Raw genomic sequence first — 16389 nt, 5'->3', positions numbered from 1 at the left:
CGCCCTTGGCGGCAGATTGCCCAAGGCCGCGGGGGTTGCCCAATGTGGCGGCGGGCGGGCGGCGCTGGAAGGGATTTGCGCTGGTCGGGGGCGTCGCGTAAGGTTGGTTTCACCGACGCGGGGTGGAGCAGCTCGGTAGCTCGCTGGGCTCATAACCCAGAGGTCGCAGGTTCAAATCCTGTCCCCGCTACTGAAAGTCCGAGGCCCGGAACCATCAAGGTTCCGGGCCTCGGCGCGTTCACGGCTTGTGCCCCACGGCCTCCTCGTAGAGCTTCCTGTCCACCGTCCTCGACTCCGGCAGCGGATCGCCCTTCGAGACCCCGGCGGCCGCGTACGCCTTCTGCAGCCGGTCCGTCGTGCCGGCGCGGATCTCCCAGTCCATGCGGAGCGAGGGCGTCGACTCCAGGACCTTCTTGTCGGTCTTCAGGAGCGTGGCCAGCTCCGTGACGAAGGCCGGGTCCTTCTTGTAGTCGCCCGCGAAGTACGTGTTCACCGTGCGGATGTACGCGCGCAGGAAGGCCACGCCCGCGTCCGGGTCCTCGGAGAGCAGGTTCGGGCCGAACAGCAGACCGCCGAGCGGCTCGCCCTGGGGCTGGCCGCCGAGGAACGCGTAGCGCGCGTCGCCGTCCACCTTGCGCCAGACCGGGTCGAGCAGCCAGGCGGAGTCGACGCCGCCGTTCTGCAGCGCGGTCAGCACGTCCGCCGAGCCGAGCTGCTGGAACTGGATCTTGTCGAGGCCGCCGCCGTGCTTCTTCAGCGCCGTGTTCATCGGGTACGAGATGACCGAGCCCTTGCCGATCATCGTGCCCATCTTCCGGCCCGCCATCGCGACCCGGGACGCGCTCTCACCGTTCTTCAGGCGCACCCACAGGCCGCTCTTGGACCGAGGATCGGGGGAGAAGTTGCCCGCGACCCACTTGATGTCGAAGCCGCCCAGGATGCCGTTCATGACGGCCGCCTCGGGGGCCGCCCATTGCGCGTCGATGTCGCCCTTGGCCAGGAGGGGGAGGGCGTCGGGGGTGGGCAGGACCTTGAGCGTGACGTCCAGGCCCTCCTTCTTGAACTCGCCCTTCTCGACCGCCATTTCGAGCGGAGCCACGTACTCGGCGCTGAGGGTGCCGGTCGCGATGGTCAGCTTGCGGGTCTTCGTGAGCTCGACGGGGGCGGGGGCGCCGGACGCGCAGCGCGCGGGCTTGCGGTCGGTCGCCAGGTCGGACGGGTCGGTCCAACTGCCCCTGCCGCAGCCGTCGACGGCCTTGACCGTGCGCGGCGCGGACCCGGCCCCGGACGAGCCGGTGTCGTTCTCGGCGCAGGCCGCGGTGGTGAGGAGCAGGGCGCCGGTCGCGAGCAGGGCCGTCCCCAGATGTCTGGTGCGCATGGAACCTCCGTACGAAGACAACGGAAAGAGAGGTCAGGACTGGCCGCGGCCGCGATCGCGCGGCGCCCAGGGGGTGAGGAACCGGCCCGCCAGGCGGACCAGTTCGGAGAAGACGACGCCCAGCACGGCGACGCAGACGATGCCGACGAACATCACGTCGTTCTGGAAGAGGGCCCGCGCGTCGAAGATGAGATGCCCGAGGCCGTTCGTCGCGGCGATCTGCTCCGACGCGACGATGACGAGCACGGCCACGCCCGCCGCGATCCGGGCGCCGACGAGGACCGCGGGCAGCGAGGCCGGCAGCAGGACGTGGCGGAACATCTGCCACGGCGACGCGCCGAAGACCTGGCCCGCGTCCCGGTGGCCCGAGGGGACGGACAGCACGGCCGCCATCGTCGAGATCCAGACGAAGAAGAACACCGTCGCCGCGACCAGGGCGATCTGGGGACCCTCGCCGAGCCCGAACATGTTCAGGAACACGGGCAGCAGGGCCAGCTTCGGGACGACGTAGAGGGCGTCGAGGAGAGGTTCCAGGGCCGCGCGGATCAGGGATATCGAGCCCATCAGCAGGCCCAGGGCGTAGCCGGTGACCGTACCGATCGCGTAGCCGCCGAGGACGCGCTTGAGGGTGGCCCATACGTCGGGCCACAGCTCGCCCGCCGTCGCCCGGTCCCAGCCGTCGGCGAGGATCGTGGAAGGAGCCGGGTAGACGCGGTCGTCGATCCAGGACCGGTCGGCCGCCAGCTGCCACAGCAGGACCAGGAGCAGCGGGACGGCGACGGCGAGGGAGAGTTCCAGGGCGCGGCGCCTGCGACGGGTGCGGTCGGGACGGAGTTCCTGGGGGCCGGGCGCGCGGACCAGGACGTCGTCACCGGGGATCTTGGCGGGGGCGGTCGTCGTCATGCCGGGATCGCCTCCTGGTGCACCTCGCCGCGCAGCAGGTCCCACAACTCGCCCTTGAGGGAGGTGAACTCGGGGGTGTCGCGGATCTCTCCGGTGCGCGGCCGCGGAAACGGCGGGCGGCGCTCGGCGATCACCCGGCCCGGGCGGGCCGACATCACCAGGACGCGGTCGCCGAGGACGATCGCCTCCTCCAGGCTGTGCGTGATGAACAGGGTCGTGGTGTGCGTCGACTGGGTCAGGGCCAGGAGCTCGTCCTGGAGGATCGTGCGGAGCTGGGCGTCCAGCGCGGCGAAGGGCTCGTCCATGAGCAGGATCTCGGGCTCCACCGCCAGTGCCCGGGCGATCGCGACGCGCTGGCGCATGCCGCCGGAGAGCGCGGCGGGGTAGGCGTCGGCGAAGTCGGCGAGGCCCATCCGGGTGAGCCAGTCGCGGGCCCGGGTGTTCGCCTCCTTGCGCGGAACCTTCTGGACGTCCAGGCCGAAGCGGACGTTGGCCAGCACCGTCTTCCAGTCGTAGATGCCGTAGTCCTGGAAGATCATGGCCGCCGGGCGGGGGCTGCCGGTGCGGATCTCCAGGGTGCCGGTGGAGGGGCGGGTCAGCCCCGCCGCGATGCGCAGGAGGGTGGATTTGCCGCAGCCCGACGGGCCCACCACGCAGACGAACTCGCCGGGGGCGACGGTCAGGTCGAGGGGGCCGAGGGCGTGGGTGGAGCCGAAGGTGCGGGTGAGGTCGTGGGCGCGCAGCTTGGTGTGCATGGGCCCTCCGGGGTGCGGGGGTTTGGTGGGCGCCCGCGAGAATATGACGGGGTGTCAGATTCTGGAAGAGGGGTGGGTGGTGGGGTTCGTTGCCGGGTGCGGGCCTGTGGCCGCTTCTCGCACGGTTCCCCGCGCCCCTCAGGCGTGCGGCTTCGCCGCTGCCTGCCCTTGCCACGCCGAAGCGGCCCACACCTTTGGTGCGGGCCGCTTTCGGATGCCGTACGGAGCTACGGGGCGCTGCAGGTCGGGCAGAGGCCCCGGTACGTGACCTCCACGTCGGAGATCGTGAAACCGAAGCGCTCCGAGTCGGGCAGGCTCATCAGCGGATTGCCCGTCGGGTGGACGTCCCGGATCTGGCCGCACTGCGCGCAGACGAGGTGCTGGTGCGGGCGGTGTGCGTTCGGGTCGTAGCGCTTGGCGCGCTTGTCCGTCGCGACCTCGATGACCTCGCCCAGCGACACCATCTCACCCAGCGTGTTGTAGACGGTGGCGCGGGAGATCTCGGGCAGCTTCGCGACGGCGCGGGCGTGGACCTCGTCGGCCGTCAGGTGCACGTGGTCGCCGTCGAGGACCTCGGCCACGACACGGCGCTGCGCGGTCATCCGCCAGCCGCGTCCGCGCAGTCGTTCCAACAGGTCACTCATGAAAACCAGCCTAACAGCCAGGGGAGCGAGTCCCGAACGGGTGTGACTTTGGAGCTTTGCTTGACTTAGACATTGTCCATTGTAGGATCACAAACGGCTCAGGCCAAGCGACAGGACAACTCCGGAAGGGCCCCCAATGTCCGAGAATCACGAAGCAATCGTCACTGACCCGAAGACGGAGGGGGAGGGTGGTTGCCCGGTCGCGCACGGGCGTGCGGCGCACCCGACCCAGGGCGGTGGAAACCGTCAGTGGTGGCCGGAGCGGCTCAATCTGAAGATCCTCGCGAAGAACCCCGCGGTGGCGAACCCGATGGGTGAGGACTTCGACTACCGCGAGGCGTTCGGCTCGCTGGACCTCGCCGCCGTCAAGCAGGACATCGCCGAGGTGCTCACCACCTCGCAGGACTGGTGGCCGGCCGACTTCGGCAACTACGGCCCGCTGATGATCCGGATGGCCTGGCACTCGGCCGGCACGTACCGCATCAGCGACGGCCGCGGCGGCGCCGGCGCCGGTCAGCAGCGCTTCGCGCCGCTCAACAGCTGGCCGGACAACGCCTCGCTCGACAAGGCGCGCCGTCTGCTGTGGCCGGTGAAGAAGAAGTACGGCAAGAACATCTCGTGGGCCGACCTCATGATCCTCACGGGCAATGTCGCGCTGGAGACCATGGGCTTCGAGACCTTCGGGTTCGCCGGTGGCCGCGCGGACGTCTGGGAGGCCGAGGAGGACGTCTACTGGGGCCCCGAGAAGGAGTGGCTGGGCGACGGCCGCTACACGGGCGACCGCGAGCTGGAGAACCCGCTCGGCGCCGTCCAGATGGGCCTCATCTACGTCAACCCGGAGGGCCCCAACGGCAACCCGGACCCGATCGCCGCGGCCCGCGACATCCGTGAGACCTTCCGCCGCATGGCGATGAACGACGAGGAGACCGTCGCCCTCATCGCCGGTGGCCACACCTTCGGCAAGACCCACGGCGCGGGCCCGGCCGACCAGGTCGAGGCCGACCCCGAGGCCTCGCCGATGGAGCAGCAGGGCCTCGGCTGGAAGTCCACGCACGGCACCGGCGTCGGCAAGGACGCGATCACGTCCGGCCTCGAGGTCACCTGGACCAGCACCCCGACCCAGTGGGGCAACGGCTTCTTCAAGAACCTCTTCGAGTACGAGTACGAGCTCACCAAGAGCCCGGCCGGCGCCAACCAGTGGGTCGCCAAGGACGCCGAGGAGATCATCCCGGACGCCTTCGACTCGGCGAAGAAGCACAAGCCGACCATGCTCACCACCGACCTGTCGCTGCGCTTCGACCCGGTCTACGAGCAGATCTCGCGCCGCTTCTACGAGAACCCGGACCAGTTCGCGGACGCCTTCGCCCGTGCCTGGTACAAGCTGACGCACCGCGACATGGGCCCGGTCGTGCGCTACCTCGGCCCGGAGGTGCCCAGCGAGGAGCTGCTGTGGCAGGACCCGCTGCCCGCGCGTGAGGGCGAGCTGATCGACGCCGCCGACGTGGCCTCCCTCAAGGAGCAGATCCTCGGCACCGACCTGACCGTCTCCCAGCTGGTCTCCGCCGCCTGGGCCGCCGCCTCCTCCTTCCGCGGCAGCGACAAGCGCGGTGGCGCCAACGGCGCCCGGATCCGCCTCGAGCCGCAGCGCGGCTGGGAGGTCAACAACCCGGACGAGCTCGCCACGGTGCTGCGCGCCCTGGAGGGTGTCCAGGAGTCCTTCAACGCCAAGGGTGCCAAGAAGGTCTCCCTCGCCGACCTGATCGTGCTCGCGGGCTCCGCGGCCGTCGAGCAGGCGGCCAAGGACGGCGGCGTCCAGGTCGAGGTCCCGTTCGCCGCGGGCCGCGTGGACGCCTCGCAGGAGCAGACGGACGTCGAGTCGTTCGCCGCTCTCGAGCCGGCCGCCGACGGCTTCCGCAACTACGTGGGCAAGGGCAACCGCCTCCCCGCCGAGTTCCTGCTCATCGACAAGGGCAACCTGCTCGACCTGAGCGCGCCCGAGCTGACCGTCCTCGTCGGCGGCCTGCGCGTCCTGGGTGCCAACGCGGGCGGCTCGAAGCACGGTGTCCTCACCGAGCGTCCGGGCACGCTGACGAACGACTTCTTCGTCAACCTGCTCGACATGGACACCGCGTGGAAGTCCACGTCGTCCGCGCAGGACGAGTTCGAGGGCCGCGACGCCTCCGGCGCCGTGAAGTGGACCGGCACCCGTGCCGACCTCGTCTTCGGCTCCAACTCCGAGCTGCGCGCCCTCGCCGAGGTCTACGCGAGCGACGACGCCAAGGAGAAGTTCGTCAAGGACTTCGTCGCGGCGTGGACCAAGGTCATGGACCTGGACCGGTTCGACCTGCGCTGATCCCGCGCGTGAGTCCTGAGTGAGGAGGGCCGGTTCCCCTGGTGGGGGACCGGCCCTCTTGCGCGCGTGCTCTCAGACGGTCAGCGGGGGTGCGTGCCGCCTGGCCGGGACCCAGCAGCGGATGATGTCGCGCACCGAGACGATGCCGACCGGCTCCTGGCCGTCGAGCACGATCAGGTGCCGGAAGCCGCCGTGCGTCATCGCCTGCGCGGCGTCCTCCAGGGTCCACGCGGGAGCGGCGAAGACCACGTCCGTCGTGGTGTGGGTGTCGGCGGTCTCCACGTCCGGATTCTGGTTCCGGCCGAGGGAGTTGAGGACATCGCGCTCGGTCAGGATGCCGATGCCGGAGCCGTCGGGGTCGAGGACCACGGCGGCGCCGACGCGACGGCTGGACATCAGCCGGGCCGCCTGGCGCAGGGTGTGGGTCGGTCCGATGGTGAGGACCATCGTGCTCATGGCGTCGCGGACGAGCATGGATGGAGCCACCTTCCTGTGTGAGGTACCTGTCCCCGCTCGACGCTGTGCGTGAAGCGGTTCACAAGTTCACAAGTGGGGGGACTCTCAGAGTTACAGGTAAAGGGAGTGCCAACAAGAGGGCGCGTGAGGTGAGTTCGGGGGCGCCCGCCGCGCAGCGGAGATCGGGTCAGCGGGCGTCGAGGTGGCGCAGCATCTCGTCGTGCAGCAGTCCGTTCGACGCCGCCGCGTTGCCGCTGTGCGGGCCCGGGGTGCCGTCGAGACCGGTGAAGGAGCCGCCGGCCTCGGTCACCACGATCGCGTTCGCCGCCATGTCCCACAGGGAGAGCTCGGGCTCCGCGCAGATGTCGACCGAGCCCTCGGCGACCATCATGTACGGCCAGAAGTCGCCGTAGCCGCGCGTGCGCCAGACCTTGCGGGTCAGGTCGAGGAACCCGCCGAGCCTGCCCTGCTCCTCCCAGCCGCTCAGCGAGGAGTACGCGAAGGAGGCGTCCGCCATGCTGCCCACCTTGGAGACGTGCAGCCGGCTCGCGGAGGTCAGGCTGCGGCCGGTGTACGCGCCCGCGCCCTTCGCCGCCCACCAGCGCCGGCCGAGCGCGGGGGCCGACACGACGCCGACCACCGGCTGGAAGCCGCCCTCGCCCGCCTCCATGAGGGAGATGAGCGTGGCCCAGACCGGCACCCCGCGTACGTAGTTCTTCGTGCCGTCGATCGGGTCGATCACCCAACGGCGCGGGCCGGTGCCCTCGATGCCGTACTCCTCGCCGAGGATCGCGTCGCGCGGCCTGGCCCGCTGGAGGTTGCCACGGATCAGCTCCTCGGCGGCCTTGTCGGCCTCGCTCACCGGCGTCATGTCGGGCTTCGTCTCGACCTTCAGGTCGAGGGCCTTGAAGCGGGCCATGGTCGCGGCGTCGGCGGCGTCGGCGAGAACGTGGGCGAGACGCAGATCATCGTGGTAACCGGGCATGCCTGCACAGTAGCGACCGTGATCGGTCCGGGGCCACAGGGCCCTTGTCCGTAACCGGCCCCCTGGGCGGTGTGCGGGCTATTGACAGTGCGGACAAGCCCGTCAACTCTGGCGAAACGAGCCGTACGAACACACGGCGGCCCTGGGAGGCGACGATGCCCGCAGCGCGCGAATCCCTGTTGGACGCGGCCTACACGGCGCTCGCGCGACGCCCCTGGGGCGGTGTGCGGATGGTGGACGTGGCGGCGGTCGCCGGGGTGTCCCGGCAGACGCTCTACAACGAGTTCGGCAGCAAGGAGGGGCTCGCGCGGGCCCTCGTGCGGCGGGAGGCCGACGCCTATCTCGCGGGCGTCGACCGGGCCCTGAAGGAGGGCGGGCTCGACGTGGTCGCCGAGTGGACCGTGACCGCGGCGCGGCGCAATCCGCTGGTGCGGGCGGCGCTCACCGGGTGCTGGAGCGAACGGCTGCCGTCGCCGACGCTGTCCGCGGTGCCGTCCTCCTCCGCGGTGCCGGCGCAGCGCCGTGCGGACGGGCCGCTGCCCGCGCCCGCCGACTTCGTCACCGCCGTCCGGGACCGGTCGCTGGCCGTGCTCGGGGTGCCGGGCGCGTCCAAGACCGAGTCCGAGGCGCTGGCCCGGGACTGTGAACTGGCGGTCCGGCTGGCGCTGTCGTGCGTGCTGGCGCCGGTGGGGGAGGGCGGGGTGGGGCGGCTCGTGCGGGAGGCGCTGCGCTTGCGGGGTGGTTGAGGCGGGCCCTGTGCGGGGCGGCGCGTGGTCGGGTGCGGCGCCGTCGTGGCCGGTCGCGCAGTTCCCCGCGCCCCTGAAACGAGCTCCGCTCGTTCAGTGGCCGGAGCCCGACAGCTGTAGGCCGATCACGCCCGCGACGACCAGGCTGATCGAGACGATCTTCAGGGTCGACACCACGTCGCCCAGGAAGATCATCCCGTAGATCGCGGTGCCCGCCGCGCCGATGCCCGTCCAGACCGCGTACGCCGGGCCCACGTCCAGCTTCTTCAGGGACAGGGTCAGCAGGCCGAAGCTGCCCAGCGCGAAGCAGGCGAACGCGATCGTCGGCCACAGGCGGGTGAAGCCGTGCGAAAGTTTCAGGCAGACCGCGAACCCGGTCTCCAGGATCCCCGCGACGATGACCAGCAGCCACGCCATGTGATGTGCCTCCCGCGTTCCCACTGATCGTCCGGCTTGGTGCGATTATGCCTTTACCTGGTCGCGTGGGCAGCAAACAAGCCCGAGGTCAGTCCCCCTCGCGGCGCTCGCGCGTCGCGAGCAGCCGGCGCAGCGAGTACAGCCGCGCCGGATCCGCGTGCCCCTCCGCGACCCAGGCGTCCAGGGCGCAGTCCGGCTCGTCGTGGCTGCACGCGCGCGGGCAGTTCTCCGTGCCGGGCTCCAGATCGGGGAAGGCGTGGATGACCCGGGACGGGTCCACGTGGTGCAGGCCGAACGAGCGCACCCCCGGCGTGTCGACCACCCAGCCGGCGTCGTCCGGCAGGGGCAGCGCGAGCGCCGAGGTGGTGGTGTGCCGGCCGCGGCCGGTGACCGCGTTGACATGGCCCGTCGAGCGGCGCCGGTCGCCCGGGACCAGCGCGTTCACCAGGGTCGTCTTGCCGACGCCCGAGTGGCCGACGAACGCGGTGATCTTGCCGTCGAGCTGCTCGCGCACCCGCGCGACCGCCGTGCCGTTCTCCAGCTCCTCGCGGCTGGTCACCACGTAGGGGATGTCCAGGTCGCCGTACAGATCGAGGATCTTGGCCGGGTCCGCCAGGTCCGACTTGGTGAGGACCAGCAGCGGAGAGAGCCCGCCGTCGTACGCGGCGACCAGACAGCGGTCGATCATGCGCGGGCGCGGCTCGGGGTCGGCGAGCGCGGTGACGACGGCGAGCTGGTCCGCGTTGGCCACGACGACGCGCTCGTACGGGTCGTCGTCGTCCGCCGTGCGGCGCAGGACGGAGGTGCGCGGCTCGATCCGGACGATGCGGGCGAGCGTGTCCTTCTTGCCCGACAGGTCGCCGACGACCGACACCCGGTCGCCCACGACCGCCGCCTTGCGGCCCAGCTCACGGGCCTTCATCGCGGTGACCGGGACGTCGTCGATGAGGACGGTCAGCCGTCCCCGGTCCACGGTGAGGACCATGCCCTCCGCCGCGTCCTCGTGCTTGGGCCGGATGTTCGTCCGCGGCCGGTTCCCCTTGCGGTTGGGGCGCTGGCGGATGTCGTCCTCGTCGGTGTTCTTGCCGTAGCGGCGCATCGCGATGTTCCCTACGACCGGTCGGTCCCGAGCATCGCGGCCCACATGTCCGGGAAGTCCGGCAGCGTCTTCGCGGTCGTCGCCACGTTCTCGATCTGCACGCCCTCCACGGCCAGGCCGATGATCGCGCCCGCGGTCGCCATGCGGTGGTCGTCGTACGTGTGGAAGATCCCGCCGTGCAGCCGGCGCGGGCGGATGTGCAGGCCGTCGGCGGTCTCGGTGACGTCACCGCCCAGCTCGTTGATCTCCTTGGTGAGCGCCGCCAGCCGGTCCGTCTCGTGCAGCCGCAGGTGGGCGACGCCGCGCAGGGTGGACGGGCCGTCGGCGAGGGCGGCGACGGCCGCGATGCCGGGGGTCAGCTCGCCGACCTCGCTCAGGTCCACGTCGATGCCGTGGACGCTGCCGGAGCCGGTGAACTCGAGGCCCCGCTCGGTCAGCTCGCAGCTGCCACCCATCTGGGTGAAGATGTCGCGCAGTGCGTCGCCGGGCTGGGTGGTGTGGGCCGGCCAGTCCGGGATCGTCACCGAGCCGCCGGTGATCATCGCGGCGGCCAGGAACGGCTGGGCGTTGGAGAGGTCCGGCTCGATGACGATGTCCCGGCCGAGCAGGGCGCCCGGCGTGACCCGCCACACGTTCGCCTCGCCGCCCGACTCCGGGGTGTCCACCTGCGCGCCGACCGCGCGCAGCATGTCGACCGTCATCCGGATGTGCGGCATCGAGGGCAGCGAGGAGCCGGTGTGGCGGATCTCGACGCCCTGGTTGAAGCGCGGGCCCGACAGCAGCAGGGCCGACACGAACTGGGACGAGGACGAGGCGTCGATCTCGACCGGACCGCCTTCGAGCGCGCCGCCGCCGTGCACCGTCAGGGGGAGCGCGCCCCGGTTCTGGTCGTCGATCCGGGCGCCGAGAACGCGCAGCGCGTCGATCACGCCGTGCAGCGGACGCTCGTACGAACGCGGGTCGCCGTCGAACCGGATCGGCCCGTCGGCGAGCGTCGCGACCGGCGGGAGGAAGCGCATGACCGTGCCCGCGTTGCCGACGTCGACCGTGGCCGGACCCTGGAGGCCGGACGGGATGACGCGCCAGGCCTCGCCGGAGCCGTCCGGACCCACGCCCTCCTCGATGCCGACGCCCATGGCGCGCAGGGCGCCCGCCATCAGCAGGGTGTCGCGCGAGCGCAGCGGCCGGCGCAGCCAGCCCGGCTCGGCGGCCAGGGCGGCCAGCACGAGGGCACGGTTGGTGACGGATTTGGACCCCGGCACCTGAACGGTCGCGTCGACGGCGCCGCTCGCGAGAGGGGCGGGCCAGAGGGCGGTGTGCGCGGGGTCTGTGGTCATGCCTTTACTTTAGTGGGCGCATCCGGAGCCACCTGTTCACCGTCCGAGCAGCCAGCGGCCGCCGCCCAGTAGTGCGCACAGTGAGACGGCGTGGAAGAAAAACAGCCACATTCCCGCGGGGACGTGCGTGAGGCGGGAGAGCTGGTCCGCGTCCGAGTCGCCCGCCCCGCCCCTGCGGCGCTTCGCCTGCAGCTCGAACGCCGGACGGACGCCGCCGAGCAGCAGGAACCACACCACCGCGTACGCGAACGCCGCCTGCACCTGCGGTCCCGCCAGCCAGGACACCAGCAGGAAGGCGCCGCCCGAGACCACGACCGTCAGCACCCCGTACGCGTTCCTGATCATCACCAGCATCGCGATCAGCAGGGCCGTGGCCAGCCACAGCAGCAGCGTGATGTGCCCGGCGCCCAGCAGCGCGGCGCCGCCCAGGCCGAGCAGCGGCGGGGCCGTGTAGCCGGCCGCCGCGGTCAGGATCATGCCGAGGCCGTGCGGCTTGCCGCGGCTCACCGTCAGGCCGCTGGTGTCCGAGTGCAGCCGGATGCCGTCGAGGCGGCGGCCCATCAGCAGCGCGATCAGGCCGTGGCCGCCCTCGTGGGCGATGGTGATGGCGTTGCGCGAGAGCCGCCAGACGTTGTGCGGGACGATCGCCGCGAGGGCGGCGACGCCGGTGGCGATCACCACCCACAGGTCGGGGTCGGACTGGGTTCCGAAGATCCGGTCCCAGAGGCTGGCGTCCATGGTTCTTCCCGGCTCCCGTTCGGTGGGCGGCTTGCTTCTGGCACTGTGGCACGTATGTGCGGACGGTATGCATCGAGTCGTGGGCCCGAGGATCTCGCAGGAATCTTTGAGATCGAGAAGTGGGAGCCGGAGGAGGCCTTCGAGCCGGACTACAACGTGGCCCCCACCAAGGAGGTCTACGCGGTTCTCGACCGCCCCGTGAAAGACGCAGACGACCCGCGTCCGGTTCGCCAGTTGCGCAAGCTGAAGTGGGGGCTGGTGCCGTCCTGGGCGAAGACGCCCGAGGGCGGCGCCCGCATGATCAACGCGCGGGCCGAGACCGTCCACGAGAAGCCCTCGTACCGGAGGGCCTTCGCCGCGCGGCGCTGCGTCATCCCCGCCGACGGCTATTACGAGTGGGTGACCGCGTCCGCCGAGCGCGATCTCGAGGTCGAGGGCAAGAAGAAGCGGCCGCGCAAGCAGCCGTACTTCGTGACGCCGGCCGACGGGTCCGTCTTCGCGATGGCGGGCCTCTACGAGTTCTGGCGCGACCGCACGCTGCCGGACGAGCATCCGCTGGCCTGGTGGGTGACGTGCTCCGTGATCACCCTCGAGGCCGAGACGGCTCCGCTCGGGGTCGCGCCCGAGGAGGGGCCGCGCTCTCTGGCGGACATTCATCCCCGGATGCCGTTGATGCTGACGCCGGACCGGTGGGATGCGTGGCTCGATCCTTCGCGTACCGACGTGGAGGACGTACGGGGGTTGCTGGCGGCGCCTCCGGAGGGGCTGATGCGGGCGTATCCCGTGTCCACCGCCGTGAGCAATGTCCGCAACAACGGCCCCGAACTGCTGACGGAGCTGGAGGCGCCGGAGGAGGGCACGCTGTTCTAGGCCGGGCGTTCGTGGGTTCCCCGCGCGCCCCTGGGTGGTTCTTCGTGCGCGGGCCGGTGGCCGCTTCTCGCGCAGTTCCCCGCGCCCCTGGAAGCGAGCTCCGCTCGCCCAGGGGAAGGCTGCGCGCAGCGCACGCCTTCAGGGGCGCGGGGAACTGCGCGGCCGGCCACGACGGCGTCGCACCCGATCGATCAGGACATCACCCGGCACCATGATCGGGTGACCCCGACACATGAGACCGTGAGCACGCGGAGCGGCGACGCTCGGATCAGCTGGTATCCGGCCGCCCATCCGAACCTGATCCTGGCGGCGAGCCACGGCGCGGGCGGCGGCATCGAGGCCCGCGACCTCCAGGCCCTCGCCACGACCCTGCCCGCCCACGGAGTGACCGTCGCCCTGGTGGAGCAGCCCTGGCGCGTGGCCGGCAAGAAACTGGCCCCGGCGCCGAAGACCCTCGACGCCGCCTGGCACGACCTCTGGCCCGCGCTGACCGGCCCAGGCCTCCCGGTGATCGCCGGAGGCAGAAGCGCCGGCGCCCGCGTGGCCTGCCGCACCGCCGCCGGCCTCGGCGCCGCCGCCGTCCTCGCCCTGAGCTTCCCCCTGCACCCGCCGGGCAGGCCGGAGAAGTCCCGGGCCGACGAACTGCTCGGCGCGGGCCTGCCGACCCTCGTCGTGCAGGGCGGCAACGACCCCTTCGGCAAGCCCGCCGAGTTCCCGGACTCCACACGCTACGAACTGGTCGAGGTGCCCTACGGCGACCACGGTTTCGCGGTCCCCAAGCGCGCTCCCGTCGGCCAGGACGAGGCCCTCGCGACGATCACCGACGCCGTCCTCACGTGGACCCGGTCACTCGCCTGAATCCCGGGAATGCGAAGCGCGGGGCGACTGTTGTCCGGACTACCGGTGCACACCATTCGTACGAGAGGAAGTCCGCCGCATGGGTTCGACCATCTGCCCCAGTCGCAGCACCGCTCCTGACCTGGAGTGGAGCGTGCTGTCGGCTGCCAAGACCGCTCCTATTCGGGCGGCGGGCGGACCGGATCGTCGTCTATCCTCCGATTCGGGTGGAGCCTTCCCGGGATCCACGACGTCGCTTGAGGAGGTGGGTCCGGTCACAGGGACCGACGCAGGGACCGAACACGGCCAGCCCGACGAGCGGCCCGAGCCGGCGGAGACCGCCACCGAGCGCAGTGCGCGCTTCGAGCGGGACGCGCTGGAGTTCCTCGACCAGATGTACTCGGCCGCGCTGCGGATGACGCGCAACCCGGCGGACGCCGAGGACCTGGTGCAGGAGACGTATGCCAAGGCGTACGCGTCGTTCCACCAGTTCCGTGAGGGCACCAACCTCAAGGCGTGGCTGTACCGCATCCTGACGAACACCTTCATCAACTCGTACCGCAAGAAGCAGCGCGAGCCCCAGCGCAGTGCCGCCGAGGAGATCGAGGACTGGCAGCTCGCGCGTGCCGAGTCGCACATGTCGACCGGTCTGCGCTCCGCCGAGTCGCAGGCGCTCGACCACCTGCCGGACTCGGACGTGAAGTCGGCGCTCCAGGCGATCCCGGAGGAATTCCGCATCGCGGTCTATCTGGCCGACGTAGAGGGCTTTGCGTACAAGGAGATCGCGGACATCATGGGGACACCCATCGGGACAGTGATGTCCCGGCTCCACCGGGGCCGCCGCCAGCTGCGCGGCATGCTCGAGGACTACGCCCGCGACCGCGGGCTCGTCCCGGCCGGCGCCGGAGAGTCGAACGAAGCGAAAGGCTCGGGCTCATGAGCTGCGGAGAGCCGCACGAGACGGACTGCAGTGAAGTTCTCGATCATCTCTACGAGTTTCTCGACCATGAGATGCCGGACTCCGACTGCACCAAGTTCGAGGTGCACTTCGAGGAGTGCTCCCCGTGCCTGGAGAAGTACGGCCTGGAGCAGGCCGTGAAGAAGCTGGTCAAGCGGTGCTGCGGCTCGGACGACGTGCCCAGCGACCTGCGGGCCAAGGTCATGGGGCGGATCGAAGTGATCCGCTCCGGCCAGGGCGCGCCCGACGAGGGCACCCCGCTCGCCTGAGCCCGGCCGCACTCCGGCGAATGTCGTACCCAACTGCCCCACCTGATGTGGCAGTTGGGAGTGCCTTCGCCGTCAGTTTCACTCGATCGTGCTAATCCAGGGCCCTCTGTCCCCGTATTCGACGTGATGGCGCCCGGGCGGCGCGTCCCGCGGCCTAATCTCTGGTCTCCGTGAACGGAACGTCACGGGGAGGGAGTTGGGCATGCGGTCGGTTCCGCCGATGGCCGGTGCGTATGTGCTCCTGACGGCGGGCGCGGGCGCCTACTGCGCGGCGCCCGCGTTCTCGCCCGGTACCTCCTGGCCCGCCGTCGCGCTGCTCGCGTGCGTGTACGTGGGCTGTGGTCTGGCCGGGCGAGGGCCCCGGGGCATGGGGACGTTCTATCCCGTACTGCTCGCAGGAGCGTTTCTGCTGCCGCCGTCGGCCGCGGCGCTCGTCGCCGTGCCCGGCGCCCTGCTCGGGCAGGTCGAGCAGCGCCCGAAATGGCTGCGCCGCGTGTGGCGTGCGGCCCAACTCGCCGTCGCCGTATGGGCGTCGGCGGAGGTCTTCGGGGCGCTCGGCGGGGCCGCCGCGATCTCCGGGCCCCGGTTCCCGTACGCGCTGGTGCCCGGCGGCGCCGCCGTGCTCGCCTTCTGTGCCGCGCTCACGGTGCTGGACGGCGGGATTCTCGCCGCCGCCGAGCGCGTGCCGCTGCGGAGCGCCTGGCGCGGCCTCTTTCTGCGCTGCCTCGCGCCGGTGGCCGTGCATGGGCTCGCCGGACTGATGATGGCGGTGCTGTGGACGAGCGCGTACGGGCCCGTGGCGGCGCTGCTCGTCGTGCTGCCGATGTGCATCTCCTGCTGGGTGTTCGCCCAGTACCAGCGGGAACGCTCGGCCCACCAGGCCACCATCCGCGCCCTCGTGCAGGCCGTCGACATCAAGGACGGCTACACCCGCGGGCACAGCGAGCGGGTCGGACAGGCGTCCATGATGATCGCCCGTGAGCTGGGGATGCCCCACGAGCGGGCCGAGGTGCTGCGGTTCGCCGGGATCCTGCACGACGTCGGGAAGCTGGGCGTGCCGACGCGGCTGCTGCGCAAGGACGGGCCGCTGACCCCCGAGGAACGCAAGGTCATCGAGCTGCATCCGGAGTACGGGCACGAGATGGTGCGCGGCATCGGCTTTCTGGGGGAGGCGCGCGCCGCGATCCTGCACCACCACGAGCGGCTGGACGGGAGCGGGTATCCGTACGGGCTCGTGGGGACGCAGATCCCGGAGTTCGCCCGGGTCGTGGCGGTGGCCGACGCCTTCGACGCGATGACGTCGACGCGGACGTATTCGCGGGCGCGGCCGGTGCCGGTGGCTGTCGCCGAGCTGGAGCGGTGTGCGGGGACGCAGTTCGATCCGGTGATGGTGGGGGCGTTGGCGCGGGCGCTCGACCGGGAGGGGTGGCATCCGATGGTGACGGCGGACGAGGCGGGCGGGGTGCCTGCCGGCCGGGCCGAGACGGTGCCGTTGCGCGGGGCTTCGGCGCGATGACGCGGGGCGGGCTCTCTAGTGGGGCGTCCGGCGCCGACCGGACCGGGCCGGGGTCGCAGCCGGGCCCGGAGGGAGGCGCGCCCGGCGCCGGGGGCCGCCTTGCCCACCCTGCCGCCCCTGGCGGCAGA

Annotated in this window: 17 protein-coding genes and 1 tRNA gene; 8 read left to right on the top strand and 10 right to left on the bottom strand. The window is 71.4% G+C overall.

Annotated features, from left to right (window positions below):
* Window positions 1-116: 116 nt before the first annotated feature.
* A tRNA-Met gene (locus tag ABZ930_RS02370) sits at window positions 117-190 on the top strand.
* Between the two features lie 48 nt (window positions 191-238).
* On the opposite strand, the gene ABZ930_RS02365 is transcribed toward ABZ930_RS02370, so the two are convergent.
* The 4 genes from ABZ930_RS02365 to ABZ930_RS02350 form a co-directional block, all read right to left on the bottom strand.
* The gene (locus tag ABZ930_RS02365) at window positions 239-1378 is read right to left on the bottom strand and encodes an ABC transporter substrate-binding protein (protein WP_361540072.1); all 1140 of its coding nucleotides are present in this window, start codon (window positions 1376-1378) and stop codon (window positions 239-241) included.
* A 33-nt stretch (window positions 1379-1411) separates the two neighbouring features.
* Window positions 1412-2281: an ABC transporter permease gene (locus ABZ930_RS02360; RefSeq protein WP_361540069.1), complete on the bottom strand. Its 870-nt coding sequence runs from the start codon at window positions 2279-2281 to the stop codon at window positions 1412-1414.
* The gene (locus ABZ930_RS02355; protein WP_361540066.1) at window positions 2278-3036 is read right to left on the bottom strand and encodes an ABC transporter ATP-binding protein; all 759 of its coding nucleotides are present in this window, start codon (window positions 3034-3036) and stop codon (window positions 2278-2280) included. The genes ABZ930_RS02360 and ABZ930_RS02355 overlap by 4 nt, the downstream gene beginning before the upstream one ends.
* Window positions 3037-3263: 227 nt before the next feature.
* Window positions 3264-3680, bottom strand: a complete 417-nt coding sequence (locus ABZ930_RS02350; RefSeq protein ID WP_361540063.1) for a Fur family transcriptional regulator — start codon at window positions 3678-3680, stop codon at window positions 3264-3266.
* A 136-nt stretch (window positions 3681-3816) separates the two neighbouring features.
* On the opposite strand from ABZ930_RS02350, the gene katG reads away from it, so the two are divergent.
* The gene (katG, locus tag ABZ930_RS02345) at window positions 3817-6033 is read left to right on the top strand and encodes a catalase/peroxidase HPI (protein WP_361540060.1); all 2217 of its coding nucleotides are present in this window, start codon (window positions 3817-3819) and stop codon (window positions 6031-6033) included.
* Between the two features lie 72 nt (window positions 6034-6105).
* Here katG and ABZ930_RS02340 read toward each other — a convergent pair whose 3' ends face one another.
* Together ABZ930_RS02340 and hisN are read right to left on the bottom strand one after the other, a co-directional pair.
* A complete protein-coding gene (locus ABZ930_RS02340) occupies window positions 6106-6507 on the bottom strand; it encodes a CBS domain-containing protein (protein ID WP_361540057.1) in 402 nt (133 codons plus the stop codon).
* A 169-nt stretch (window positions 6508-6676) separates the two neighbouring features.
* Window positions 6677-7474 carry a histidinol-phosphatase gene (gene hisN / locus ABZ930_RS02335; protein WP_361540054.1) on the bottom strand — a complete coding sequence of 266 codons (798 nt, stop codon included), beginning with the start codon at window positions 7472-7474 and terminating at the stop codon, window positions 6677-6679.
* Window positions 7475-7629: 155 nt separating this feature from the next.
* Here hisN and ABZ930_RS02330 point away from each other — a divergent pair, with 155 nt between their 5' ends.
* Window positions 7630-8220 carry a TetR/AcrR family transcriptional regulator gene (locus ABZ930_RS02330; protein WP_361540051.1) on the top strand — a complete coding sequence of 197 codons (591 nt, stop codon included), beginning with the start codon at window positions 7630-7632 and terminating at the stop codon, window positions 8218-8220.
* Between the two features lie 93 nt (window positions 8221-8313).
* On the opposite strand, the gene ABZ930_RS02325 is transcribed toward ABZ930_RS02330, so the two are convergent.
* From ABZ930_RS02325 to ABZ930_RS02310, 4 genes are all read right to left on the bottom strand, one after another.
* Window positions 8314-8637, bottom strand: a complete 324-nt coding sequence (locus ABZ930_RS02325) for a multidrug efflux SMR transporter (protein ID WP_361540048.1) — start codon at window positions 8635-8637, stop codon at window positions 8314-8316.
* Window positions 8638-8725: 88 nt separating this feature from the next.
* Window positions 8726-9736 carry a ribosome small subunit-dependent GTPase A gene (gene rsgA, locus ABZ930_RS02320; protein ID WP_361540045.1) on the bottom strand — a complete coding sequence of 337 codons (1011 nt, stop codon included), beginning with the start codon at window positions 9734-9736 and terminating at the stop codon, window positions 8726-8728.
* A gap of 11 nt (window positions 9737-9747) precedes the next feature.
* Entirely contained in the window at window positions 9748-11073 is a 1326-nt protein-coding gene (gene aroA / locus ABZ930_RS02315) for a 3-phosphoshikimate 1-carboxyvinyltransferase (RefSeq protein ID WP_361540042.1), read from the bottom strand.
* 36 nt (window positions 11074-11109) lie between these two features.
* A complete protein-coding gene (locus ABZ930_RS02310; RefSeq protein ID WP_361540039.1) occupies window positions 11110-11811 on the bottom strand; it encodes a M50 family metallopeptidase in 702 nt (233 codons plus the stop codon).
* Between the two features lie 54 nt (window positions 11812-11865).
* On the opposite strand from ABZ930_RS02310, the gene ABZ930_RS02305 reads away from it, so the two are divergent.
* From ABZ930_RS02305 to ABZ930_RS02285, 5 genes are all read left to right on the top strand, one after another.
* Entirely contained in the window at window positions 11866-12681 is an 816-nt protein-coding gene (locus ABZ930_RS02305; RefSeq protein WP_361540036.1) for an SOS response-associated peptidase, read from the top strand.
* Between the two features lie 219 nt (window positions 12682-12900).
* Window positions 12901-13539 carry an alpha/beta family hydrolase gene (locus ABZ930_RS02300; protein ID WP_361540033.1) on the top strand — a complete coding sequence of 213 codons (639 nt, stop codon included), beginning with the start codon at window positions 12901-12903 and terminating at the stop codon, window positions 13537-13539.
* Window positions 13540-13783: 244 nt separating this feature from the next.
* Entirely contained in the window at window positions 13784-14458 is a 675-nt protein-coding gene (gene sigR / locus ABZ930_RS02295) for an RNA polymerase sigma factor SigR (RefSeq protein ID WP_351451648.1), read from the top strand.
* On the top strand, window positions 14455-14745 hold the full coding sequence (rsrA, locus tag ABZ930_RS02290; protein ID WP_111666370.1) for a mycothiol system anti-sigma-R factor: 291 nt from the start codon (window positions 14455-14457) through the stop codon (window positions 14743-14745). The genes sigR and rsrA overlap by 4 nt, the downstream gene beginning before the upstream one ends.
* 202 nt (window positions 14746-14947) lie before the next feature.
* Window positions 14948-16261: an HD-GYP domain-containing protein gene (locus tag ABZ930_RS02285; RefSeq protein ID WP_361540028.1), complete on the top strand. Its 1314-nt coding sequence runs from the start codon at window positions 14948-14950 to the stop codon at window positions 16259-16261.
* Window positions 16262-16389 lie beyond the last annotated feature (128 nt).

Origin of the sequence: Streptomyces sp. NPDC046716, assembly GCF_040645755.1 — a bacterium.
Taxonomy (GTDB): domain Bacteria; phylum Actinomycetota; class Actinomycetes; order Streptomycetales; family Streptomycetaceae; genus Streptomyces.
The sequence above is the reverse complement of the archived record's forward strand: the minus strand, read 5'-3'. Positions and strand labels throughout refer to the sequence as shown.

Coding starts and splice junctions, on each gene's coding strand:
- ABZ930_RS02365 (WP_361540072.1), bottom strand. CDS start 1,378: ATGCGCACCAGACATCTGGGGACGGCCCTGCTCGCGACCGGCGCCCTG.
- ABZ930_RS02360 (WP_361540069.1), bottom strand. CDS start 2,281: ATGACGACGACCGCCCCCGCCAAGATCCCCGGTGACGACGTCCTGGTC.
- ABZ930_RS02355 (WP_361540066.1), bottom strand. CDS start 3,036: ATGCACACCAAGCTGCGCGCCCACGACCTCACCCGCACCTTCGGCTCC.
- ABZ930_RS02350 (WP_361540063.1), bottom strand. CDS start 3,680: ATGAGTGACCTGTTGGAACGACTGCGCGGACGCGGCTGGCGGATGACC.
- katG (WP_361540060.1), top strand. CDS start 3,817: ATGTCCGAGAATCACGAAGCAATCGTCACTGACCCGAAGACGGAGGGG.
- ABZ930_RS02340 (WP_361540057.1), bottom strand. CDS start 6,507: ATGCTCGTCCGCGACGCCATGAGCACGATGGTCCTCACCATCGGACCG.
- hisN (WP_361540054.1), bottom strand. CDS start 7,474: ATGCCCGGTTACCACGATGATCTGCGTCTCGCCCACGTTCTCGCCGAC.
- ABZ930_RS02330 (WP_361540051.1), top strand. CDS start 7,630: ATGCCCGCAGCGCGCGAATCCCTGTTGGACGCGGCCTACACGGCGCTC.
- ABZ930_RS02325 (WP_361540048.1), bottom strand. CDS start 8,637: ATGGCGTGGCTGCTGGTCATCGTCGCGGGGATCCTGGAGACCGGGTTC.
- rsgA (WP_361540045.1), bottom strand. CDS start 9,736: ATGCGCCGCTACGGCAAGAACACCGACGAGGACGACATCCGCCAGCGC.
- aroA (WP_361540042.1), bottom strand. CDS start 11,073: ATGACCACAGACCCCGCGCACACCGCCCTCTGGCCCGCCCCTCTCGCG.
- ABZ930_RS02310 (WP_361540039.1), bottom strand. CDS start 11,811: ATGGACGCCAGCCTCTGGGACCGGATCTTCGGAACCCAGTCCGACCCC.
- ABZ930_RS02305 (WP_361540036.1), top strand. CDS start 11,866: ATGTGCGGACGGTATGCATCGAGTCGTGGGCCCGAGGATCTCGCAGGA.
- rsrA (WP_111666370.1), top strand. CDS start 14,455: ATGAGCTGCGGAGAGCCGCACGAGACGGACTGCAGTGAAGTTCTCGAT.
- ABZ930_RS02285 (WP_361540028.1), top strand. CDS start 14,948: ATGCGGTCGGTTCCGCCGATGGCCGGTGCGTATGTGCTCCTGACGGCG.